Source organism: Methylotenera sp. (assembly GCF_029945535.1).
Classification (GTDB): domain Bacteria; phylum Pseudomonadota; class Gammaproteobacteria; order Burkholderiales; family Methylophilaceae; genus Methylotenera.
Genome location: NZ_JAQSCU010000018.1, coordinates 159,631 through 182,507, shown reverse-complemented (window position 1 = coordinate 182,507; position 22,877 = coordinate 159,631). Strand labels below are relative to the sequence as shown.

The window sequence follows — 22,877 nt, the reverse complement described above, 5'->3', positions numbered from 1 at the left end:
GGCCGATAATTAATGCTGCGTTTAATTAGTCTTTTTGTGTTGGCTTTCTTACTTTCATTTAATGCAGGGGCTGATACGCTTGAGTCTGTGATGATGCCAGGCAAGGTGATTCAAGGGCATCTTAAGTGGGAAGATGATTGTAAGCAGTGTCATAAAAAGTTTGATAAAGAAGGCCAGAATCAGCTTTGCAAAGATTGCCACAAAGACATTAATAAAGATGTCGCGCAAAAGAAAGGCTTACACGGAAAGCTAAAAGAATCACGTAATTGTGTAGAGTGTCATACCGAGCATAAAGGCCGTGCGGCGCAAATCGCACCTATCAATGAAAAAACCTTCAAACACTCACAAACTGATTTTGAGCTAAAGGGCGCCCATGCTGATGCTACTAAAACAGAATGTAAAGAATGCCACAAACCTAAAGTCAAATATCGTGATGCGCCAAACGCTTGTAATGCTTGCCATAAAAAAGATGATAAGCACGACGGTACGCTAGGTGTAGATTGTGAGAGTTGTCACAATGAGAAGAGCTGGAAAGAAACACGAGAAAAGTTTGACCATAACAAATCAGATTTTGCGCTAGAAGGTAAGCATGCGGACGTTAAATGTGATGAGTGTCATAAGTCTAAGAAATATAAAGAAGCGCCTAAAGATTGTTATTCCTGTCATAAAAAAGATGACAAACATAAAGGCACTTTAGGCCAGAAATGTACAAACTGTCATACCGCTAAAGATTGGAAAGAGGACACTTTTGACCATGGTAAAGATGCGCATTACGTTTTACGTGGTAAACATGCCACTGCTAAGTGTGAAAGTTGCCATAAGCCAAGTGCAACCTCACTTAAATTGCCAACTAGTTGCGTAGCTTGCCACAAGGGCGATGATAAGCATGAAGGTACATTAGGCAACCGCTGTGAAAAATGCCATGTAGAAAGGAGTTGGTCTAGTACGCCAGGCTTCGATCATAACGATACTAAATTCCCGTTGCTAGATAAGCATAAAAACGCTAAGTGTCAAACCTGCCACAAAAATGGTATGCAGGAAAAATTGCCGCTATTGTGTAATGACTGCCATAAAAAAGATGACGATACAAAAGGTCATAAAGGCGATTTTGGTACGAAATGCGAGAGCTGCCATACCGCTAAAGATTGGAAGTTACCTAGTAAATTTGACCATACTCGTGATACTAAATATCCACTTAAGGAAAAGCATAAGGACACTAAATGTGTTGAGTGTCATAAAGGCAAGCTTTATGGGCAAAACCTGAAAACTGATTGCTACTCATGCCACAAGAAAGATGATGATAGTAAAGGTCATAAGGGTCGTTATGATCAAAAATGTGAAACCTGTCACATAGAAAAAACCTGGAAAACGCTCATTTTTGATCATGACCGTGACACCAAGTATAAATTGCTTGATAAACACAGAGCGACTAAATGTGATTCTTGCCACAAAGCTAACCTATACAGAGGTAAGGTAAAAAGCACCTGTATTAGTTGTCATAAGTCTGATGATAAGCATAAGGGGCAAGAGGGTGATAAGTGCGAAGATTGCCATAACGCGAAATCTTGGAAGGATGCTAAATTTGATCATGCAAAATCGAAGTTTCCTTTGTTGGGTAAACACTTTAAAGTAGATTGTAAGAGTTGCCATCTGACAGCAGAGTTTAAAGCGGCGAAGTCAGAATGTATCAGCTGCCACACAAAAGACGATGTGCATAAGCTTAAGTTAGGCCCCGCATGCGAAACGTGCCATAACGCACGAGACTGGAAAGCTTGGGATTTTGATCATGATAAAAAAACTAAATTTAAGCTTGATGGTGGTCATAAAGGCATAGGCTGTTATGAGTGTCACAGAACCCCATCTAAAGGACATAAGCTGCTGATCTCAGTTACGTGTGGGGATTGTCACTCATCAGACGATGTTCATGATGGAGGTTTTGGTCGTCAGTGTGAACGTTGCCACGTTTCTAACACTTGGGCAGCTCTGAAAATGGGTGCTGGGATGTCTAGGTAGGTTTTTATTTCAATAGTTAAAGTGTGTTCTGCTTATGTTTTTAAAATAACTACTACTTGATAAGTTAGAACATCCAGCCTAACATTAGACCGCCAGCCAAGTCAGTGCTGGCATCAGTATTGCCAGTGGTAAGGTAAGTTTGCAATTTGTAATTTGCATTAAATTTATGCGTTAAAAATACCGTGAGTTCCCTTAACGGCTGGGAGGTATTCATTGTTGCTTGTCTAATATCCACCATCATGCCAGCGCTGTTGGCCGGGCTGAGTTGATAAACGAACCCTACTGATCCGTACCAAACATTATTTAAATTAATGCCAGAGGGGTCACCTAGTTTTTTATAGCCAATATCCCCAAACAAAGTTGCTGCGGTATTGATTGATTTGTAAGCACCAAGTTCTACGGTGTAGTCGTTTTCGCCAGTACCTAAACCCTTTGAACTGGAGGCGGTAGCAAATTTAACTTTACCTGTTAATTCTAATAGTAGCGGATTACTCTCACCGAATTGTGCAATGGTTTGAGTAGCAGAAAATACAATATCACCTAAGCCGGATTCAGTAGTGATAGGGCGATTGGACGAACCTATTACAATTGGTGTATTCCCGCCGACCACATCGCCTGGACCAGTTATTTTTACCCAAGGTACAGTCAGCTTTAGCGTGGTGTTTCCAGTATCATACTTGGCAATAAAAGGAATGTAAGTAATGTCTGTCGCTTCAGATTGTCCATATTTCCCAGTGCTGTAATCTACGCCGCTAGTTAAACTTAATTTACCTTCGGCATAACTTGCTAAAGGCAAAAGGCTAATTGTAGAAATGAGTAGGTTAGTTATTTTGAGTTTAATTTTGTAGTTCATAATTTATTTTTGTTGTGTACATCTACGATTAAATTTTTTAATGAATAGTGCTTCAAGTTAAGTTGGCTGCATCGATGCGATGCTTTGAAGAAAATTTAGTCATCTCGCTTCTCCACTCTTTCAACTTTTTCGACTCTATCAGGCGTTTCTACCCTCTCCACCTTTTCAACTTTCTCGACTCTCTCCGGCGTTTCCACTCTCTCAACCCTTTCAACTGTCTCGACTCTCTCTATGGACTCAGCCCTTTCTACTTTTTCAACTTGCTCTTGCTTATAAACACGGTCAGACAATTCGGTTTTGTCAGCTTTCTTAGGCTTAATTTCACTTTTATTTGAGGCCGTAGCTTTAACTGCATTCGCGCTAGTATTTTCGCCTGATTCCCCTGATGAATTAGATTGGGATGAATTTACCGGACGGTCCATACGATTTTTGACCTCCGTTTTCATCGGACGCAATTCAATTGATTGCGCTTTTGCCTTGCCATCTTTTACTTGGCCGTGCGCGACAATAGGTTTGCCTGCTATGCTAGTTGAGCTATTACCAAGAATTTTGATATTAGCTGGCACGGCTACAGTTTGCCCAGAAAGCTTGACTTTCCCATTGGTCACATTACTACCAGCGATGCCTTGCAAGTGGAAAACTTCGACCTTTTGTAGCAAGTCACTTACTGGCCCAGGTTTCATATCCTTAACATTAAAGGTGCTACCATCCCAAACGCCTGTTAAACGAGCGTCAGCATTTGGGTTGTTATTCATGTTGGATATGCCGTCTATTTTAGTGCCACCTATATAGGCATTATTGCCCTGCATACTTAAATTACCAACTAATTTGGCAATTTTACGCTCAGTAGATTGATCGATACGACTGGCTTCAATACTGCCATCTTCACTGCGTAAGCCGCTTACACTCAGCCATTGCCCGATTTTCATATTGTTGATTTGAGTGTCATTTGCATTGATAGATTGGTCCATGACTTTTATTTTTTTAGCGACAAGATCAATTGCAGTAATCGGCCCAGTCACTTGATAGAAAGCATGTATTTCATGAGCGATCAGTGACTGTTCTTTTCCGTGCGCCTTTACAGCTACTACTTGACCAACAGCGAGTGCATCACTGCTGATTTTTTTACCATCTAAATCCATAGGAGTGTCATTGTAGTAATGCACTTCTAATCCGTTCACACAGATACTGCCAAACCCTGTGATGATGCCAACAATACCGGTGCCGCCGATACCACTATCAGCTTCTACACCAGTGCCACCAATACCTTTGTTAGTTACGCCAGTCCCGCCTATGCCTTCTTGCGCGCTGGTAATGCCTGTTCCACCAATGCCTGTAGATTTGTCAGAAGTGTTGCCAGTGCCACCAATGCCGCCAGTACCAAGACTTAAAGGCATGCCAGTGCCGCCTATACCGCCATCGTCACAAGGGTTGGCATTTGCCGATAACGACAATATCGTCAAGATGATAGCGATGAAGTTGTGAATGTAAGTTTTCATATTAACTAATCCTTCAGTTAACTTAAGTTTGAATTGGCACTTGGAGTGAGTTGCAACATACTCATCTAGTCAATTCGAACTGTTTTTCTGCGGTAGAACGCATGTGGCAATGAAGCGCTTAAGTCTTCTGCACATGGTAAAAATACAATGCATAGGTAAAGCGCTGGTTTGCATCAGCATTGTTTTGAGATTCAGTCTGCAATTCAATGGCGCGTGCATTGACAGCCTTTAACGCAGTCATCCCTTGATTTTCTGCAAGCACTTTTAATTCACTAATAGCTTCTAATGTCAGACTGTCGTAATAGACGCAACGTTCTAACATAGGGGGAGTTAAGTTCATTAAATTATGCGCCGTTGCAGCGGCATGGTCATGTATATTTTGTTGGAAGAAAAATAATTTCTCTTCAAAGCCTTCGCTTGGCACAAATGCTTCGTTATTCAAACATACGCGATCTTGATCATCTATGTAGGCAACACCAATTCTTAGCCACTCATCAAGCACAGGTCTAGCGCGAATGTCTTTGCTAACGCGCGCAACAAGGCGATCAAAAGAGACGTTACCACCTACACTTGCTAAGCGCGCTAAAGGCTTAGGTTTGCCTTGGGCATCAACAAAATCGGCGTCACTAATCCACAAGCCAACCAATTGAGAGCCCAAAGTAACAAGAGATGTTGTTTGTGTGCTTTCAGGTAAGTCGCGTAATCGATGCACATCTTTACGATGCAAGCCCGTAAGTAAGCTGATTCGACTATCAGTTTGTTCACGTTGCGATAATTTAAATTCTTCTTCAGCCACCTGTACAAAGACTATTTTCAATGTTTCTAGCAGCATTTGATAGTTAATGCCTTGCGTCAGCGCCAGCCTGACGAGCGGCTTCATTACACGTTGTAAAGCGGTGAGTACTTTTTCCTTTATAGGGTTATCAGAAGAAATTTCAGCGTTCTTTGTCATGGTTTAAATTATACAAATAATTGAAAAAATATGTGGGATTTTTTTACACAAAGTGGTTGACGTGTGAATTTGTCACACGTATTATTGGCTTTCGTGTGAAAATTTCACACAAAAATTGTATTTTTAGACTGTTTAGTCGCTCAATTGAATTTAAAGTTCAAAGCCTTTTTAAGGCGATACGTTGGTGTGCATGATGCTCGCCAATAACTCCTCGAGGAGGATTAAATGTTACCAATGATATCAGTAAGTAAAGCAGACTCCACCCAATCAGGCCGTATATTCGCTATGCTGAACTGGACTGCTTTGTTATTGGCAACATTATTGATTATTTTATCATTCTCAACAGGTGATGCTTCAGCTGCAAGCCAAAGAGGTCGCTCAGCAACCAATTTTAATCACAGTAAAACGGGTTTCCTTTTAAGTGGTGCTCACCTAAAAGTTAACTGCGAAAGCTGTCATACAAACGGCATTTTCAAGGGAACTCCTAAACAGTGTGAGAGTTGCCATGTACAAAGTGGTCGTGCTTCAGCCTCAGCTAAGCCTAGTCAGCATATACCTACAAATAAAAGTTGTGAAACTTGCCATAAATCTACGAATTGGCCATCGGTAAATTTTGTGCACGACAGTGCAACTAATGGCACATGTTCAGCCTGTCACAATAATACCAATGTGCGTGGTAAGCCTGCTCAGCATCTTGCAACAGCGGCTAATTGCGATACTTGTCACAAGAGCACTAATGCTTGGTTGCCAGCATTAGGTCATGATCATACAGGCGTCGCCGCTGGAACTTGTGCGACTTGTCATGGCAAAACAGCTACGGGGAAGAAAGCTGGACATATTAGTACCAGCCAATCATGTGACGCCTGCCATAAGACAACTGGCTGGATACCTGCAAAAATGAACCACACGGGTATAAGCGGCGGCTGCGCAAGTTGCCACGATGGAAATAAGGCGCTTGGCAAATCCAGTAATCACATTAAAACATCTGCGGCTTGCGAAACTTGTCATAACTCAACCACCAGTTTTAAACATGGAAAAATGGATCATAGTGGGGTTGCGCCAGGTAGTTGTGCAACTTGTCATGGTAAAACTGCGTCAGGAATGAGTGCTGGTCACGTACCAACAACAGCATCTTGTGATACGTGCCACAAGGGCACAACCAGCTTTAAGGGTGCTGCAATGAACCACACCGGTATCACCACTGGCTGTGCGACCTGTCACGGCGGTGGCTTTGCCAACATCAAATCCAAACCCAGCAGCCACATCGCTACCACCGCGGCCTGTGAAACCTGCCATAAGAGCACCACCAGCTTCAAAGGTGGCGCAGCGATGAACCATACCGGCATTACCACCGGTTGTGCAACCTGCCATAAAACAGGCGGCTCTGGCTTAGCTAAACCAAGCAACCACATCCCAACCACAGCGGCCTGTGAAACCTGCCATAAATCCACCACCAGCTTCGCTGGCACAGCGATGAACCACACAGGCATTACCGCGGGCTGTTCAAGTTGCCATAACGGCACGGGCTTTGCAGGTGTTAAACCAGTTTCTAAACCAAGCACTCATATATCCACTGCAGCGGCTTGTGAGACTTGCCACAAGTCCACCGCCAGCTTCAAAGGTGGCGCAATGAATCATACTGGGATTACCACTGGTTGCGCGACTTGCCATAACGGGTCAACAGCACTAGGTAAGCCAAGTACCCATATTGCAACGACCGCATCGTGTGAAACTTGCCATAAATCTACTACTTCGTTTGCTGGAACTGTGATGAATCACACTGGCATTACGACGGGGTGTGCCACTTGCCACAATGGGTCAACGGCCAAAGGAAAGCCAAGTACTCACGTGCAAACAACATCGTCGTGTGAAACCTGCCATAAATCGACGACGACATTTAGTACAGGAGCGATGAATCATACTGGCATCACTTTTGGCTGCGCAACTTGCCATAACGGGTCAACGGCACTAGGAAAGCCAAGTACCCATATTGCTACGACCGCATCGTGTGAAACTTGCCATAAATCGACCACTTCGTTTGCTGGAACTGTGATGAATCACACTGGCATTACAACGGGGTGTGCTACTTGTCACAATGGGGCTACAGCCAAAGGAAAGCCAAGTACCCATATTGCTACGACCGCATCGTGTGAAACCTGCCATAAATCGACGACGACATTTAGTACAGGAGCGATGAATCATACTGGCATCACTTCTGGCTGCGCAACTTGCCATAACGGGTCAACGGCACTAGGTAAGCCAAGTACCCATATTGCTACGACTGCATCGTGTGAAACTTGCCATAAATCTACGACAAGCTTCGCTGGCACAGCGATGAACCACACTGGTATTACGACGGGGTGTGCTAAATGTCATAACGGTTCAACGGCAATGGGTAAACCAAGTAATCACGTGCAAACTACGGCATCTTGTGAAAGCTGTCACAAGTCAACAACATCGTTTTTAGGTGCAGCCTTTAACCATACTGGCATTGTGAGTGGTTGTGCAACTTGTCACAATGGTAATACAGCGGCAGGGAAACCAAGTACTCATATAAAAACCACTGCATCGTGCGAGACTTGCCATAAATCAACCACTTCGTTTGCTGGTACAACCATGAACCACACGGGCATTACCAGCGGTTGTGCAACTTGTCATAACGGATCAACTGCAATAGGCAAACCAAGTACGCACGTGCAAACTACGGCATCTTGTGAAACCTGCCATAAATCGACGACGACATTTAGTACAGGAGCGATGAATCATACCGGCATCACTTCTGGCTGCGCAACTTGCCATAATGGGTCAACGGCAAAAGGCAAGCCAAGTAACCACGTACAAACTACAGCTTCTTGCGAAACTTGTCATAAGTCTACGACAACGTTTACTGGTGCTACTATGAACCATACTGGCATCACCACAGGTTGTGCGAAATGTCACAATGGAACTACAGCGTTAGGCAAGTCTGCTAACCATGTACAGACTACTGCGGGTTGTGAAACTTGCCATAAATCGACTACTACATTTACTGGCGCAGCCTTTAACCATACAGGCATCGCTCCAAGTAGTTGCTCAACTTGCCATAATGGCGCCGCTGCCATGGGCGTAATATCTAACCATGTGCCTGTAATTGGAATTTCTTGTGATGCTTGCCACACTGGCACCACTAGCTTTAGTAATCCTAAAAAACCTAACCATTCGTTATTGACCGCAACATGTAGATCTTGTCATGGTGCTAGATATGTTGGAGTTGAGTCAAAATCACATAATTCACCTAAAGACTGTAACTCTTCAGGTTGTCACAACACTAATACATTCGACAAATAAAGGATTCATAAGGTAGATTTTTCTCACCTTAGTTTGTTGAAGCTAACTAATAAAAACTTTATCTTAAAATTGTAAGTAATTGACTTTTATGAAAAAAATAAATACTATTTGGCTATATGCAATTAATGCCTTAGAAATGAGGGTTAATGTGAATTTATCCAAAAGCTTTTACCTTGTTTTAGCGGTTGTTTGTTCACTTGTGCCTTCGTTGGCACATGCAGATAAACTTCTTGATAAAGTTGAAATCGTACAAGCTCAAAACGAGACGGAAATTCATATTGAGTTCTTAACGCAAGTGCGTTATTTAAGGCATGCACCCTTAAATACTGAAACTTCCCGCATTCAAATCTTTTTAGAGTTTCCTCAGTTCTCAAAAGAAACGCTATCAAATCAGCGTGAATTTCGAAATTCACCCAAAACAAATCTCTTACCTCGTTTTACCGTTAACTATCCTGAGCAAAATTCTAATAGCATAGGTGTGCGATTTAAAAGCCCAGTCAAATTCACTGTTACGCCAGACAATAGTGGTCGCGGTATAGTGATTCATGTGCCAAAAGACAAGGCAGAAGTCATTGCAGAACCAGCTGTTGAGTCGCCAGTAGCACCTGTCATTGATCACGGCCCTCAAGGTGAAATTCCAGCTAAGCCTGCTGATATGAGTGATAACGATTATGCCGCAAAGTTGGTTTCTGAGGCGCGCGTAGCAAGAGGTGTTGGTGATTACCCCAAAGCAGTGCAATTACTGAATGCTGTACTCGGTTTGCCAAGCAATACTCATTCACAAGATGCCCAAGAGCTAATTGCTAATTCGCGTGAAAAAATGGGTGAAATGTCTAAGGCAAAAGCAGAGTATGAAACATATCTTAAGCTTTATCCAGAGGGTGAAGGCGCTACACGCGTTCGCCAACGTTTAACCGCGTTAGAGGGTTCAAATAAATTTAGCAGTGCGGATGCGGCTAAAACCAAAAAGCCAATTCGAGATATCCACGAAAATACGGTCTATGGTAGCTGGAATCAGTATTACTATGATGCGCACAGCCATAATTATCCAGGCTCTGGCAAAAATACGGGAACGCATGATCAGTCTCAATTAGTGAGTGCGATAGACCTTACTGCCCGATTCCGCCAAAACGAGTGGGATAACCGAATTGTAATCCGTAATACGCAAACCATGGACTTTCTGCCGAATAAGGCAGATCGCAATAGGTTGCAAGCTGCTTATGTTGAATTGCAGAATAAAGACTCAGACTTTATGACACGCATCGGTAGACAGAATGGTAATTCTGGCGGTGTTTTAGGTCGCTTTGATGGTGGATTATTCCGTTATGGATTATCGCCGCAATACAAATTGAACTTTGTTGCAGGTGCATTGGACGAATATAATATTGATTACAGACGGCATTTTTATGGAATCAATCTGGATATTGGTCCGATTAATGAAAAATGGAGTGGTAATACATTTTTCATTGAGCAAAGGGTCGATGACTTAATTGACAGGCGTGGCGTAGGTGGTGAGTTGCGTTACTTTGATATGGGAAAATCGTTATACTCAGTGGTAGATTATGATACTTATTTTAATCGTTTAAATACTGCTATGTTGCAAGGTAACTGGCAAACGGCAGAAGGTACCAGTTATAATATCCTGATGGAAAATCGCAAGTCGCCAGTGTTACAGTTGATTAATGCGTTATTTGATCCCGCGTTTCAAAATCAAACGTTTTACCCAACAACGCCTACATCGCTGCGTCAGGCATTGCGAATAGGTAGTACTATAAGCGCCCCAAATACTTTAACTGCGTCAGGATTAAGAGATTATGCAATCAACCAAACATTGGATACCAGCTTGTTTTTGGTAGGTGCAACACGTCAAGTGACGCCTCGCTGGCAATTGGGCGGAGATGTTCAAATGAGTAGGGTAACTGGTAGTGCCAATGCCAGTAATGGCGCAATAGCACTTGCTGAAAAAACAGCGGCAGACAATGGTACTTTTTTAAGTGATCTCGATAGACAAAATCTGCGTAATTCATTTACAGGTGGTAATACATATACTTACCATGTGCAGGCAGTAGGTTTAGACACGCTATTTAAAGATGATACTTCGATTATTAGTGTAAGTTATATTGATGGCCCAACAAGCCGTGTTCAGTCAGTAGTGTTAACTAACGTAATGGTGCCTCGTGATAAATGGCGCTTGGATAGCTCGGTGAAGTTACTCAGAATTGAGTCGGACCCAGCTTCCGTGCAATATGTTGTTGGCCCGACAGTCAGAGCAAGCTACCGCCTGCGCGAAAAGGCGACTATAGAAGCAGAGGTAGGTTTAGAAGTGACTAATGAAAATAATTCAGACAGCTTTAACCCAGGGCACACCCGCACATTCCGCGATTTCAGTTTTATCGGCTACCGTTTGGACATTTAATGTTACTAACGCAAGGGTTAGCATGCTTGCGCGGTGATCGCTTGCTGTTTAAAAATGTAGAGTTTGAGCTTAATGCAGGCGGCCTGCTCTATGTGCTGGGCGAGAACGGTAGTGGCAAAAGTAGTTTATTGCGCATGCTGTGCGGATTGATGCTGCCAGAAAGTGGAACAGTTTTCTGGAATAAAAAACCTATCAAAGAAGAATCTGAAAGCTATTTGTCCAATCTCACTTATATTGGCCATTTGAACGGGCTTAAAGATGATCTTACTGCGCTAGAAAATTTAACCATGAGCGCACGTGCCGCAGGTAATGAAGTGACAGAAGATAAAGCATTGGCGGCATTAGCAGCGATTGGAATCGAGCGTTGTGCAAATTTACCAGCACGCGTGCTATCGCAGGGGCAAAAAAGACGAGTGACGCTAGCTAAGCTTTGGTTGTCAGAAGGTAAATTATGGATATTGGATGAACCCTTTGCTGCCTTAGATATTGCGTCAGTTAGCATACTTGCTGCAAAGTTAGGGGAGCATCTATCCAGTGGCGGAATGGCAATTCTTACCACTCATCAAGATGTCGCAATTCATGCACAGTCCACTCAAACTTTGAGGTTAAGTGAATGAACGGTGCATGGATGACCGTGCTGAAGCGCGATCTTTTATTAGCTTTCCGTAGACGTTCAGATGTTGCGACAACGCTATTTTTCTTCTTGATTGTTTCCAGCTTATTTCCGCTTGGCATTGGTCCAGAGCCTACTGTGCTGAGCAGCATCGCACCAGGTGTTTTATGGGTAGCGGCATTATTGGCTGGCATGCTTTCACTTACACGTTTATTTGCCGCAGATTTTGCTGATGGTAGTTTAGAACAGATGTTACTCGCGCCGCAGCCATTGACGTTATTGGTCACGGCTAAGGTGTTGGCTCATTGGCTGGTTTGCGGTTTGCCAGTGGTATTGTTAGCGCCATTGATTGGTTTGCAGTATGCCTTACCGAACGACGCGTTATTTGTGCTTATTATTTCTTTATTGTTAGGCACGCCAGCATTGAGTTTAATTGGCGCAATTGGTGCTGCTCTCACATTAGGCGTTCGTGGTAGCGGGTTGTTGGTGGCGTTATTAGTGTTACCTTTATACATTCCAGTGTTGATTTTTGGCGCTGGAGCAGTCGCGGCAAGTCAGCATGGCATGAGTGCACAGGCGCATCTTTCATTGTTGGCTGCCTGTTCTTTACTTGCTTTGGTGTTAGCACCATTAGCTACAGCTGCTGCATTACGTATCTCTGTAGAATAAACCGCATGTAGAGTAAAATATGCGCCACTGTGAATGACAGCCGTGAAATGCAGTCGTGAATTACAGTAACATTACCGTGCAATTTGAATGCAATTACAGAGCAATTTGAGCAAATAAATTATGAGCATTAATTGGTTTAAATATTCATCACCACAAACTTTCTATCCATTAGCTGGAAAAATGATTCCATGGTTTGTTTGGTTAGCCACAATTTTCGCTATAGCAGGTTTGTACATTAGCTTTGCCGTTGCCCCTACTGATTTTCAACAAGGTGAAGCGTATCGCATCATCTTTGTCCATGTGCCCGCTGCTTGGATGTCCATGGTGATCTATATCGTCATGGCTGGTTGGGCGGCGTTAGGGCTAGCGCTTAATGCGCGATTATCTGCCATGATGGCGCAAGCTTTAGCGCCAACCGGGGCAATATTTACCTTACTTGCTTTGGTCACAGGTTCGCTGTGGGGCAAGCCCATGTGGGGCGCATGGTGGGTGTGGGACGCCCGTTTAACCTCTGAGCTTATATTACTGTTTTTGTATCTTGGCTTTATTGCTTTGCAAGCGTCAATTGATGACCCGCGTCGCGCAGATAGAGCGGGGGCTTTGTTAGCGCTGGTTGGTGTGGTGAACGTGCCGATTATTTATTTTTCAGTCAAATGGTGGAATACCTTGCATCAAGGTTCCAGCATCAATATGGGTGCGGCGCCGAAAATGGCGGCGACTATGTTGATGGGCATGCTGCTGATGGCTTTAGCTTTTTGGATGTATACCGTGGCGGTTGCATTGATGCGCGTACGCTGCATTATGCTGGAACGTGAGCGTTCATCGGATTGGGTTAAAGAGCTGTCAGTCACAGCAGGAGGCAAATTATAATGCAATGGGCAAGTTGGTCAGCATTTTTTAATATGGGTGGCTACGCATTTTATGTGTGGTTTTCTTTTGGCTTAACGGCACTTTGTGTCGCTTGGGAAGTCATATCTCTGCGCAAACGTAGCAAAGCTGCATTACGTTTATCTAAAATTTTGGCACAAGGTTAATATGGCTATAAAAGCACGACATAAACGATTTATTTTAATAGCGATTGGTTTGGCATTGCTAGGCTTAGCCGCAATGCTTATTTTGAATGCTTTCCAAAGCAATATGGTGTTCTTCTACACACCAACGCAAGTAGATAAAGGTGAAGTGCCGCACGGTACTGGCTTCCGTATTGGTGGCTTAGTAGTAAAAGATAGTTTAAAGCGCCAAGATGATGGTTTAACCGTGCATTTTGCTATTACAGATACCGCTAAAACTGTACCAGTTGTTTACAAGGGTGTTTTACCGGATTTGTTTAAAGAAGGTAAAGGCGTGGTAGCGCAAGGTAAATTAGGTCCAGATGGCATATTTATGGCTAGTGAAGTGCTTGCTAAACATGATGAAAACTATATGCCGCCAGAAGCTGCAGAGGCGCTAAAACGTGCTCAAGAACAAGGTAAAACGGTAGTGATGCCGAAATAGTACAGCTTGTTAAATGTAGGTCGGGCTTTAGTCTGACTTTGTCGGTTTAAAAGCTGACCTGCAGAAAGCTGTTCAATGCAATTATCAAAACACCCGCAATTCAATAAATAGTTAGATTAAATTCACTATAGTTAAAACTCACTAAGGATATTAACGTGATTCCTGAAATTGGCCATTTTTCTCTCATTCTCGCCTTGCTGGTGGCGCTCACGCTAGGTAGCTTGCCTATCATCGGTGCTGCTCGTGGCAATGTGGCTTGGATGGGGCTAGCTAGACCGCTCGCACGCGTACAATTTTTGCTCATTGCATTTTCGTTCATTTGCTTGGCTTATGCTTTTGCAACCAAAGACTATTCGGTCATGTATGTTGCCTCTAATTCAAACTCACAATTGCCTATACAATTTCGTATTGCAGCGGTGTGGGGCGGTCATGAAGGGTCACTGTTACTTTGGGCATTGATATTAAGTATTTGGACTGTGGCAGTAAGTGCATTCTCCAAGCATCTGCCAGATGATATGCGTGCGCGCATTTTGGGTGTCATGGGCTTAATCAGCGTAGGCTTTTTACTGTTCATGCTCATGGTTTCAAACCCATTTGATCGCTTAATTCCAGCAGCTTTAGATGGCCGTGATTTAAATCCTTTGTTGCAAGATCCGGGCATGATCTTTCATCCACCTATGCTTTATATGGGTTATGTTGGCTTTTCAGTGGCATTTGCTTTTGCCATTGCCGCTTTGATTGGCGGTCAGCTAGATGCCGCTTGGGCGCGCTGGTCGCGCCCTTGGACCACTTTGGCATGGGTGTTCTTAACTTTGGGTATTTTAGGTGGTAGTAACTGGGCGTATTACGAGCTAGGTTGGGGCGGTTGGTGGTTTTGGGATGCGGTAGAAAACGCATCATTCATGCCATGGCTAGTGGGTACTGCGCTTATTCACTCGCTAGCGGTCACTGAAAAACGCGGCAGCTTTAAAGCTTGGACAGTATTACTCGCGATTTGCGCATTCTCTTTAAGCCTACTCGGAACATTCTTAGTGCGTTCAGGTGTACTGACTTCTGTACATGCTTTTGCCACAGACCCAAGACGCGGCGTATTTATTTTAGCGTTCCTAGTGATTGTAATTGGCGGTTCATTGGCGTTATTTGCTTGGCGCGCACCAACGGTTGGTCGTGGCGGTAAGTTCAGTGTAGTTTCACGCGAAAGTTTTCTGCTCGCTAATAACGTTTTGTTAGCCGTCGCGGCGATATCGGTATTACTCGGCACGCTTTATCCGTTGTTCTTGGATGCACTAAATTACGGCAAAATCTCTGTAGGCCCTCCTTATTTTGATGCAGTATTTGCGCCACTCATGACGCCTGCATTGTTCTTGATGGGGGTTGGTCCAATAGCCAGCTGGAAGAATGCTTCATTACCTGAACTAGCCATACGTTTGCGCTGGGCTTTTGGCGTCAGCATTGCCACAGCCATTATCCTGCCACTCTGGTTAGGCAATTTAACGCCAATGATAGGCCTAGGTTTATTCTTAGCTTTCTGGATTATCGCGACCACGTTCAATATGGTGCGTCATCGTTTACGCGGTGTGGGACAATCTTTAACTTCACGTATCAAGGCCGTTCCGCGCGCTTGGTGGGGCATGGTCATTGCGCATTTAGGCATTGCTGTATTTACTATAGGCGTTACCGTAGTAAAAGGTTTTGAGTCAGAAACCGCTGTGCGTATGCTACCTGGTGATGTTGCACATTTAGCTGGTTTTGATTTTACCTTTATAGGCGTAGATGAAATTCAAGGGCCAAATTACACCGCAAATAGAGGTCAAATTCGCGTGAGCAAAAATGGTGTTGAGCGCACTGTACTCAATACTGAAAAAAGACTGTACACCGTTACTAATATGCCGATGACTGAAGCTGGTATTAGTCCAGCGGTGATTCACGACTTATATGCATCACTTGGCGAGCCGCTCAGCGATGGCGCTTGGAGCATACGTATTTATCATAAGCCTATGGTGGAATGGATATGGGCGGGTTGTGCATTGATGGCATTAGGCGGTTTGTTGGCCTTATCTGATAGGCGCTATCGTATGAAAAAGCGTAATAAAAGCTCAAATAATGGCGAGTTGACTGAGGACGAGGTGACGGCATGAAGCGCGCTTTATTACCGTTAATTATTTTTTTAGTGGTGGTTGGTTTTCTTTTTAAAGGCTTGTTTTTGAACCCTAGAGAAGTGCCTTCGCCATTAGTAGGAAAGCCTGCGCCACAGTTTAACTTGGCTCGTTTAGATGCTGCTGATAAAACATTCTCTCCTAAAGAAATGTTAGGCAAGGTCTGGCTACTTAACGCATGGGCATCATGGTGTGCGGCCTGTAAAGATGAGCACCCACTTCTAGTGGAGCTATCTAAATCAGATTTTGTGCCTATTGTTGGTTTAGATTACAAAGATAACAATCAAGATGCGCAACAATGGCTAGATCAGGCTGGTAATCCTTACACAATTAACGCAGTAGATGCAGATGGTCGTGTGGGCATCGATTATGGTGTTTATGGCGTACCAGAAACCTATGTGATTGACAAAAAAGGCATGATTGCTTACAAGCAAATCGGCCCAATCACTATGGAAGCATTGCGCGATAAAATCGCCCCATTAGTTAAACAATTGCAGGCTCAATAATGCTCAATAAACTACTACATTTATTTGCCGCTAGCCTTTTAATCTGCGCATTGAACGCCGTTGCACAAGACGCACGTCCACTGCAAGACAACGCTGCTGTTGAGGTGCAAGTGCAGCGCTTATCTAGCCAGCTACGTTGCCTAGTTTGTCAAAACCAGACGTTGGCAGATTCGCATGCGGAGCTGGCGCAAGATTTAGTGCAAGAGATTCGCGAAATGGCTGCTAAAGGCATGAGCGACCAAGAGATTATTGACTACTTGGTCGCGCGTTATGGCGATTTTGTGCGCTATCGCCCGCCGCTTAAAGCGAGCACCGTTTTATTATGGCTAGGGCCATTTGCCTTGCTATTGATTGGCGGTTTTAGTTTATTTCTACAGTTGCGCAGACGTCAAACAATGGCTGGTGATGTCCCGCTGACTGAAGAAGAAGTCCGTAAAGTACGCGAGTTACTCAATAAGTAATTCATAAAATAAGGAAGCATGATGTTGTTATTTTGGGTAGTTGTAATTGCAATGATAGTCGCTACGCTGGCACTTATTCTGCCGGCTTTGTTAAAGCCTAATAAAACTGTTACTACAGATGCTAATGCGGAAAAACGTGCAATTTTTCATCAGCAATTTGATGAAATAGAGCAAGACAAAGCCAATGGCATACTAGATGCTGCGCAATATGAGATTGCTAAAACTGAACTTGAGCGACGTATGCTGGATGAAATTGGCACAAATAACGTGCTAACGGGCAGCAGCAAGCCAGACCGTATGTTGGCTTTGATTTTGTTAATAGTATTACCATTAGCTTCAATCTTTATTTATTACAAAATCGGTAGTCCAGCTGCAATTAGTTTGCCAAATGCAGCCCAAGCTATTGAGGCATCTCAAAGTGCAGAAGAGCAGAGCGCAAGGGCTGGTGATGTAGAGCCTCTGCTTGCAGCAATGAATGCTAAATTAGCGCAAAACCCGGCCGACGGTAAAGGTTGGGCGCTGTTGGCAAGAACCTATGTAGAACTAGGCCGTACCTCTGATGCCGTTCCTGCTTATGAGAAAGCGGTAAAAATAATTCCGAATGATGCACAATTATTAGCGGATTATGCAGATGCTTTAGCGGTATCAAACGGCTATAACTTAGCTGGTAAACCAACAGAATTAGTGAATCAGGCTTTAAAGTTAGATCCGCATCATATTAAATCGTTGTTGCTAGCTGCTGCGGCTGCAACCAATCGCAAAGATTACAAACAAGCCATCGTTTATTGGCAGAACCTGCAAAAAGAATTGCCAGCCGATTCTGACATTGCGCCTAAAGTAAAAGCATCCCTAGATGAGGTATATCGATTAGCTGGTGTCAAAGCACCTGCGACTGCTGAATCAGCAACACCAGCCGAAGCCACTCAAGGCGTCAGCGGAGCAGTTAAATTAGCACCAGCGCTAGCTGCCAATATTGACCCTGCAGCCACAGTGTTTGTGTATGCACGTGCCGCACAAGGCGCAAGTATGCCGCTTGCAATTGAACGCATCACGGTAAAAGACTTACCTTACACTTATCATTTAGATGACAGTAAAGGCTTAATGCCAGCGAATAAACTTTCACAAGCTGCTGAAGTGGTCATCGTAGCGCGAATCTCTAAAACTGGTGATGCTAAACCGCAAGCGGGTGACTTACAAGGCACGTCATCCGCAGTTAAACCTAATAGTAGCAAAGTTGATGTTGAAATCAATGAACTGCTTAAATAAATAGTCGCTAATTTCGTCTAGGCGATAAGCTGTGACGGTTGGTTTTGAATCCGCCCCTTTAATAATGATTAAGAAACATAACCAGCAAAGATTATGATGATGCCGACAGAAAAAGACCTGACACCTAAGACTATATATTTAAAAGATTATCTGCCAGCTTCTTATAAAGTTGCGCATGTAAACCTCAGCTTTACATTGTTAGAAGATAAAACAATTGTAAAGTCTGAGGTGCAATACTTTAAAAATCCAGAAAGTGCTTCAAATGACTTAATCTTAAATGGTGAAGGTCAGAACCTTATCTCTGTTGAGATTGATAACAAGCCGTTTGATAGCTACATCGTCGATGACGATACCTTGACCATCAATAATGCAGGTGAGAAATTCACACTGACGATTACTTCGGAAATTGACCCAGCATCCAACACATTGCTAGAGGGGTTATACAAATCTCAAGGCACTTATTGCACGCAGTGTGAAGCTGAAGGCTTTCGCCGCATCACTTACTTTCAAGATCGCCCAGATGTACTTAGCACTTTTACAGTGCGTGTTGAGGGTGATAAAAGCAAATATCCAGTACTGCTTTCTAACGGCAACCTCATAGAGTCAGGTGAATGTGGTGATGGACGCCATTTTACTGTCTGGCATGATCCATTTCCCAAACCTTGCTACCTTTTTGCATTGGTTGCTGGTGACCTTGTACGAGTCGCAGACACATTCAAAACAATGTCTGGACGCAATGTCGACCTGCATATCTATGTTCGTTCAGGTGACGAGAAACAATGTGGACATGCCATGCAGTCTCTAATTAAAGCCATGAAATGGGATGAAGAGAAATACGGTCGCGAGTACGAGCTGGATTTGTTTAATATTGTAGCCGTCAGTGATTTCAACATGGGCGCCATGGAAAACACCTCATTGAATGTTTTTAACACTTCGCTAGTCCTCGCTCATCAAGATACCGCGACTGACAATGACTTTATGAGTGTTGAAGGCGTGATTGGGCATGAGTATTTTCATAACTGGACTGGCAACCGCGTGACTTGCCGGGACTGGTTTCAATTATCGCTCAAAGAAGGCTTTACCGTTTTTAGAGATCAGGAATTTAGTGCTGATATGAACTCTCAAGCTGTACAGCGGATTGATGATGTTAACTCATTACGTCGCCTGCAATTTTCAGAAGACGCAGGCCCGCTAGCGCATGCTGTGCAACCCGATCAATTTATTGAGATTAGTAATTTCTACACAAAAACCGTGTATGAAAAGGGTGCGGAAATCATTCGTATGCAGCATACCTTGCTGGGTGAACAAACATTCCGCAAAGCTACTGACCTATATTTTAACCGCTATGATGGGCACGCCGTCACCTGCGATGATTTTGTACAATGCATGGCAGACGCATCAGGCCGCGACATGTCGCAATTCTTCTTGTGGTACAAGCAAGCTGGCACGCCAACTTTAAAGGTGAGTAGTCAATATGATGCGGCACTAAGCACATACACACTCACGCTTCAGCAGTCTCAATCTGCAACACCAGGGCAGCTAGACAAAAAGCCACTGCATATACCAGTGGCGGTTGGCTTGCTCGATGCAACGGGTGAGCAAACACATGACACGCAAATATTAGAAGTGACTGAGCGTGAACAAAGCTTCACTTTTAATCATGTGAATACGCCGCCAGTACCGTCAATCTTGCGCGGCTTTTCTGCACCAGTAAAGTTAATCACAAATTTGAGCGATGATGATCTGCGTCTATTACAGCTTAAAGATACTGACGGTTTCAACCGCTGGGAAGCAGGGCAAACGCTCGCTTTGCGTAACATCGAACGTGTGATGGCTGATGGAGGAGCCAATATCGCTCAATTTGTAGATGATTTTGGCGTGATGATTGAACAAGGTCTTGCCAACCAAGGTGATAAAGCATTGCTAGCGCGTGCGCTCACTCTGCCAGCGATAGCAGTGATTGCACAAACGCAGAATGTGATTGACCCTGCCGCCATAGATAATGCCCGCACGCACATACTTAAAACAATTAAACAGACACACAAAGCAGCCTTGCAGCGCTTGTATAAAGACAACAGTAATACTGGCGAGTTTTCACTATCACCAGCGGCAATGGGGCGCAGAGCGTTACAAAATACAGTGCTTGAATTACTAACTGTCACCAATGGCACTGGATGCGCAGCCTTTGCAAAGGCGCATTATGATGCGGCAGATAATATGACCGATCTTGTTGCGGCGGTATCTTGCCTATCTGACAGTACGCAAGCTGAACGCGATGAAGTTTTAGCAGATTTTTATCGTCGATTTAAAGGCTATCCACTCGTGGTGGATAAATGGTTCTCTCTGCAAGCGATTGCAAACAGAGATGCCATATTTGATGACTTTGCAAAGCTACTCAAGCATCCAGACTTTAATATTAAGAACCCCAATCGCGTGCGCTCGCTTTACTCCGCATTCTCAATCAACAACCCAGTAAAATTCCATGATCCAAGCGGTCAAGGCTATGCCATTTTGAGAGATGTAATTATCGAGTTGAATGAAATCAACCCACAAATTGCATCACGCCAAGTGACACCATTCCGTGAATGGAAGCGCTACACACCAGCCCTGCAAGCGCATATGAAAGCTGCACTACAAGCGATTATGGACACACCCAATCTATCAAATGATGTGTTCGAGATTGTAAGTAAAAGCTTAAATGGCTAAGTTCATCGTACTGAAAACGCGCTAGCGTCATCAGCATTGCGAGATGCATCTCACAATGCTAAAGCCACCTCAAAGAGGATGTGCAAACAATCTGTTAAGTTTGATATTTAGTCGAAAGTAATATGATTTTGACATTTAATAATGACATCAATTATTAGAAGAAATTGATGTCATTAAAGTGCCATTAGTCATCTGAACGTGACTAAAGACTGGTATGCTTAGCCATAAAAAAGGTAAACATATGGATCATGACTTAACACTTATTACAACCATCGCTTCAGGTTTCGGGCTCGCACTTATTTTTGGCTTTATCGCTGAGCGCTGCAAGCTACCCGCACTTGTTGGGTACTTATTCGCAGGCATTCTGATTGGTCCCGCAACGCCAGGTTTTGTTGCAGATGTCAGCATCGCATCTCAATTATCAGAAATTGGCGTCATGCTGCTCATGTTCGGCGTAGGCTTGCACTTCTCCATTAATGATTTGATGTCTGTAAAGCGCATCGCCTTACCCGGCGCTATCATACAAATGACAATCTCAACGGTGCTTGGCATGCTGCTCGCCAATTGGTGGGGTTGGACATTTGGCGAAGGCTTAATCTTTGGTTTGGCACTATCGTGTGCCAGTACTGTGGTGTTATTAAAAGCACTTGAGTCCAGAGGCATACTTGAGAGTATGAATGGCAAAATTGCCGTAGGCTGGTTGGTGGTTGAAGACCTTGTGACCGTGCTAGTTTTGGTGTTAATGCCGCCACTTGCAGCCATTTTAGGCGGCGTAACGACTGAAGCTACGTCTACCCCATTATGGCAGACCATTAGCTTTACGCTTTTGCAGGTGACAGGTTTTATTGTCTTGATGCTAGTCGTAGGTAAGCGCCTGCTGCCGTGGATTTTATGGCATGTTGCAAAAACTGGCTCAAGAGAACTCTTCACTTTATCCGTTGTTTCTGCCGCAATTGGTATCGCTTATGGTGCTGCGATATTGTTTAGTGTGTCGTTCGCGCTCGGTGCTTTTTTTGCAGGCATGGTGATGCGCGAATCTGAGTTCAGTCATCGAGCAGCTGAAGAATCATTGCCACTAAGGGATGCCTTTGCGGTGCTGTTTTTTGTGTCAGTTGGCATGCTGTTTGAGCCTTCAATATTATTGGCGAAACCAATGAGCGTATTGGCCGTTGTAGCCATAATTGTTTTTGGTAAATCGATTGCTGCCATGGTAATCACTTTAGCACTTCGCTACCCACTCAACACTGCACTCACTGTAGCTGCAAGTCTGGCGCAAATTGGTGAATTCTCTTTTATTCTTGCTGGCTTGGGCGTTTCATTAGGCATTCTGCCCGCTGAAGGCATGAGCTTAATTTTGGCTGGTGCTTTAATTTCAATTGCTATCAATCCACTCGTATTCTCAATCATTAAACCGTTTAAAAAGTGGGTGCTCGGTTTCTCTGAAATTGCGCGTCAATATGAGCAACGTGTAGATCAATTTTCTGAGCTACCTATGAGTACAGAGCGTAAGTACTTAGAAGGCCAAGTTGTGCTGGTGGGTTATGGACGCGTTGGAAAAAGAATTGCCAAAGCATTAAGCGATAGCAACATCCCTTATGTTGTGGCCGAAGAAAATAGAGAGATCGTTGAAAATCTTCGTAAAAAAGGCATACCAGCAGTATCGGGAAATGCTTCTGAACCTGCCGTATTAATTCAAGCGCATATTGCAAATGCATCCATGCTGGTTATTGCAACACCTGATACGATTAATATCAGAAAAATGGCCGAAACTGCAAAAGCTCTGCGACCTGAAATTAAAATTGTTGTCAGAACGCACAACGAAGATGAATCAAATTTATTAACCACGGAGAATATCGGCAAAGTATTTTATGGTGAAGAAGAGCTCGCCAATGGAATGAGCAAGTTCATTGTTGAGCAGTACATTCCGCAATAGTTTAGTTTTCTAG

At 43.8% G+C, this 22,877-nt stretch carries 17 protein-coding genes; 14 read left to right on the top strand and 3 right to left on the bottom strand.

The window, feature by feature from the left end; genetic code table 11:
• The first annotated feature begins 12 nt into the window (after positions 1-12).
• On the top strand, positions 13-2,013 hold the full coding sequence (locus PSU72_RS12490; protein WP_300432919.1) for a cytochrome c3 family protein: 2,001 nt from the start codon (positions 13-15) through the stop codon (positions 2,011-2,013).
• Positions 2,014-2,077: 64 nt separating this feature from the next.
• Here the strand turns inward: PSU72_RS12490 and PSU72_RS12485 are convergent, their stop codons facing one another.
• From PSU72_RS12485 to PSU72_RS12475, 3 genes are all read right to left on the bottom strand, one after another.
• Positions 2,078-2,866 carry a hypothetical protein gene (locus tag PSU72_RS12485; protein WP_300432918.1) on the bottom strand — a complete coding sequence of 263 codons (789 nt, stop codon included), beginning with the start codon at positions 2,864-2,866 and terminating at the stop codon, positions 2,078-2,080.
• Positions 2,867-2,961: 95 nt separating this feature from the next.
• Positions 2,962-4,365: a DUF5666 domain-containing protein gene (locus PSU72_RS12480; protein ID WP_300432917.1), complete on the bottom strand. Its 1,404-nt coding sequence runs from the start codon at positions 4,363-4,365 to the stop codon at positions 2,962-2,964.
• Positions 4,366-4,483: 118 nt separating this feature from the next.
• Positions 4,484-5,317: a DUF6502 family protein gene (locus tag PSU72_RS12475; RefSeq protein ID WP_300432916.1), complete on the bottom strand. Its 834-nt coding sequence runs from the start codon at positions 5,315-5,317 to the stop codon at positions 4,484-4,486.
• A gap of 225 nt (positions 5,318-5,542) precedes the next feature.
• Between PSU72_RS12475 and PSU72_RS12470 the strand changes: the two genes are divergently transcribed.
• From PSU72_RS12470 to ybaL, 13 genes are all read left to right on the top strand, one after another.
• A complete protein-coding gene (locus PSU72_RS12470; protein WP_300432915.1) occupies positions 5,543-8,644 on the top strand; it encodes a hypothetical protein in 3,102 nt (1,033 codons plus the stop codon).
• Positions 8,645-8,732: 88 nt separating this feature from the next.
• Positions 8,733-11,060, top strand: coding sequence for a hypothetical protein (locus PSU72_RS12465; RefSeq protein WP_300432913.1), 2,328 nt, complete (start codon positions 8,733-8,735; stop codon positions 11,058-11,060).
• Positions 11,060-11,677: a cytochrome c biogenesis heme-transporting ATPase CcmA gene (gene ccmA / locus PSU72_RS12460; protein WP_300432912.1), complete on the top strand. Its 618-nt coding sequence runs from the start codon at positions 11,060-11,062 to the stop codon at positions 11,675-11,677. The genes PSU72_RS12465 and ccmA overlap by 1 nt, the downstream gene beginning before the upstream one ends.
• Positions 11,674-12,342, top strand: coding sequence for a heme exporter protein CcmB (ccmB, locus tag PSU72_RS12455; protein ID WP_300432910.1), 669 nt, complete (start codon positions 11,674-11,676; stop codon positions 12,340-12,342). The genes ccmA and ccmB overlap by 4 nt, the downstream gene beginning before the upstream one ends.
• 120 nt (positions 12,343-12,462) lie before the next feature.
• Positions 12,463-13,212, top strand: a complete 750-nt coding sequence (gene ccmC, locus PSU72_RS12450) for a heme ABC transporter permease CcmC (protein WP_300432909.1) — start codon at positions 12,463-12,465, stop codon at positions 13,210-13,212.
• The gene (gene ccmD / locus PSU72_RS12445) at positions 13,212-13,376 is read left to right on the top strand and encodes a heme exporter protein CcmD (protein ID WP_300432908.1); all 165 of its coding nucleotides are present in this window, start codon (positions 13,212-13,214) and stop codon (positions 13,374-13,376) included. Before ccmC ends, ccmD begins: the two co-directional genes overlap by 1 nt.
• A gap of 7 nt (positions 13,377-13,383) precedes the next feature.
• Positions 13,384-13,836, top strand: a complete 453-nt coding sequence (gene ccmE, locus PSU72_RS12440; RefSeq protein WP_300433301.1) for a cytochrome c maturation protein CcmE — start codon at positions 13,384-13,386, stop codon at positions 13,834-13,836.
• Positions 13,837-13,991: 155 nt separating this feature from the next.
• The gene (locus PSU72_RS12435) at positions 13,992-15,974 is read left to right on the top strand and encodes a heme lyase CcmF/NrfE family subunit (RefSeq protein WP_300432907.1); all 1,983 of its coding nucleotides are present in this window, start codon (positions 13,992-13,994) and stop codon (positions 15,972-15,974) included.
• On the top strand, positions 15,971-16,498 hold the full coding sequence (locus PSU72_RS12430) for a DsbE family thiol:disulfide interchange protein (RefSeq protein ID WP_300432906.1): 528 nt from the start codon (positions 15,971-15,973) through the stop codon (positions 16,496-16,498). Before PSU72_RS12435 ends, PSU72_RS12430 begins: the two co-directional genes overlap by 4 nt.
• Entirely contained in the window at positions 16,498-16,959 is a 462-nt protein-coding gene (locus PSU72_RS12425; RefSeq protein ID WP_300432904.1) for a cytochrome c-type biogenesis protein CcmH, read from the top strand. Before PSU72_RS12430 ends, PSU72_RS12425 begins: the two co-directional genes overlap by 1 nt.
• An 18-nt stretch (positions 16,960-16,977) precedes the next feature.
• Positions 16,978-18,225, top strand: a complete 1,248-nt coding sequence (gene ccmI, locus PSU72_RS12420; RefSeq protein WP_300432903.1) for a c-type cytochrome biogenesis protein CcmI — start codon at positions 16,978-16,980, stop codon at positions 18,223-18,225.
• Between the two features lie 99 nt (positions 18,226-18,324).
• Positions 18,325-20,931 carry an aminopeptidase N gene (pepN, locus tag PSU72_RS12415; RefSeq protein WP_300433300.1) on the top strand — a complete coding sequence of 869 codons (2,607 nt, stop codon included), beginning with the start codon at positions 18,325-18,327 and terminating at the stop codon, positions 20,929-20,931.
• Positions 20,932-21,172: 241 nt separating this feature from the next.
• Positions 21,173-22,864 (top strand): YbaL family putative K(+) efflux transporter, encoded by a 1,692-nt coding sequence (gene ybaL, locus PSU72_RS12410; protein WP_300432902.1) that lies wholly within the window; start codon positions 21,173-21,175, stop codon positions 22,862-22,864.
• Positions 22,865-22,877 lie beyond the last annotated feature (13 nt).

What these genes read in the sequence shown, in the direction of transcription:
- PSU72_RS12465 (WP_300432913.1), top strand. Translation starts at nt 8,733, where the DNA reads ATGAAAAAAATAAATACTATTTGGCTATATGCAATTAATGCCTTAGAA.
- ybaL (WP_300432902.1), top strand. Translation starts at nt 21,173, where the DNA reads ATGGATCATGACTTAACACTTATTACAACCATCGCTTCAGGTTTCGGG.
- ccmC (WP_300432909.1), top strand. Translation starts at nt 12,463, where the DNA reads ATGAGCATTAATTGGTTTAAATATTCATCACCACAAACTTTCTATCCA.
- PSU72_RS12485 (WP_300432918.1), bottom strand. Translation starts at nt 2,866, where the DNA reads ATGAACTACAAAATTAAACTCAAAATAACTAACCTACTCATTTCTACA.
- PSU72_RS12480 (WP_300432917.1), bottom strand. Translation starts at nt 4,365, where the DNA reads ATGAAAACTTACATTCACAACTTCATCGCTATCATCTTGACGATATTG.
- ccmD (WP_300432908.1), top strand. Translation starts at nt 13,212, where the DNA reads ATGCAATGGGCAAGTTGGTCAGCATTTTTTAATATGGGTGGCTACGCA.
- PSU72_RS12425 (WP_300432904.1), top strand. Translation starts at nt 16,498, where the DNA reads ATGCTCAATAAACTACTACATTTATTTGCCGCTAGCCTTTTAATCTGC.
- PSU72_RS12490 (WP_300432919.1), top strand. Translation starts at nt 13, where the DNA reads ATGCTGCGTTTAATTAGTCTTTTTGTGTTGGCTTTCTTACTTTCATTT.
- ccmI (WP_300432903.1), top strand. Translation starts at nt 16,978, where the DNA reads ATGATGTTGTTATTTTGGGTAGTTGTAATTGCAATGATAGTCGCTACG.
- PSU72_RS12470 (WP_300432915.1), top strand. Translation starts at nt 5,543, where the DNA reads ATGTTACCAATGATATCAGTAAGTAAAGCAGACTCCACCCAATCAGGC.
- ccmB (WP_300432910.1), top strand. Translation starts at nt 11,674, where the DNA reads ATGAACGGTGCATGGATGACCGTGCTGAAGCGCGATCTTTTATTAGCT.
- ccmA (WP_300432912.1), top strand. Translation starts at nt 11,060, where the DNA reads ATGTTACTAACGCAAGGGTTAGCATGCTTGCGCGGTGATCGCTTGCTG.
- PSU72_RS12475 (WP_300432916.1), bottom strand. Translation starts at nt 5,317, where the DNA reads ATGACAAAGAACGCTGAAATTTCTTCTGATAACCCTATAAAGGAAAAA.
- PSU72_RS12430 (WP_300432906.1), top strand. Translation starts at nt 15,971, where the DNA reads ATGAAGCGCGCTTTATTACCGTTAATTATTTTTTTAGTGGTGGTTGGT.
- pepN (WP_300433300.1), top strand. Translation starts at nt 18,325, where the DNA reads ATGCCGACAGAAAAAGACCTGACACCTAAGACTATATATTTAAAAGAT.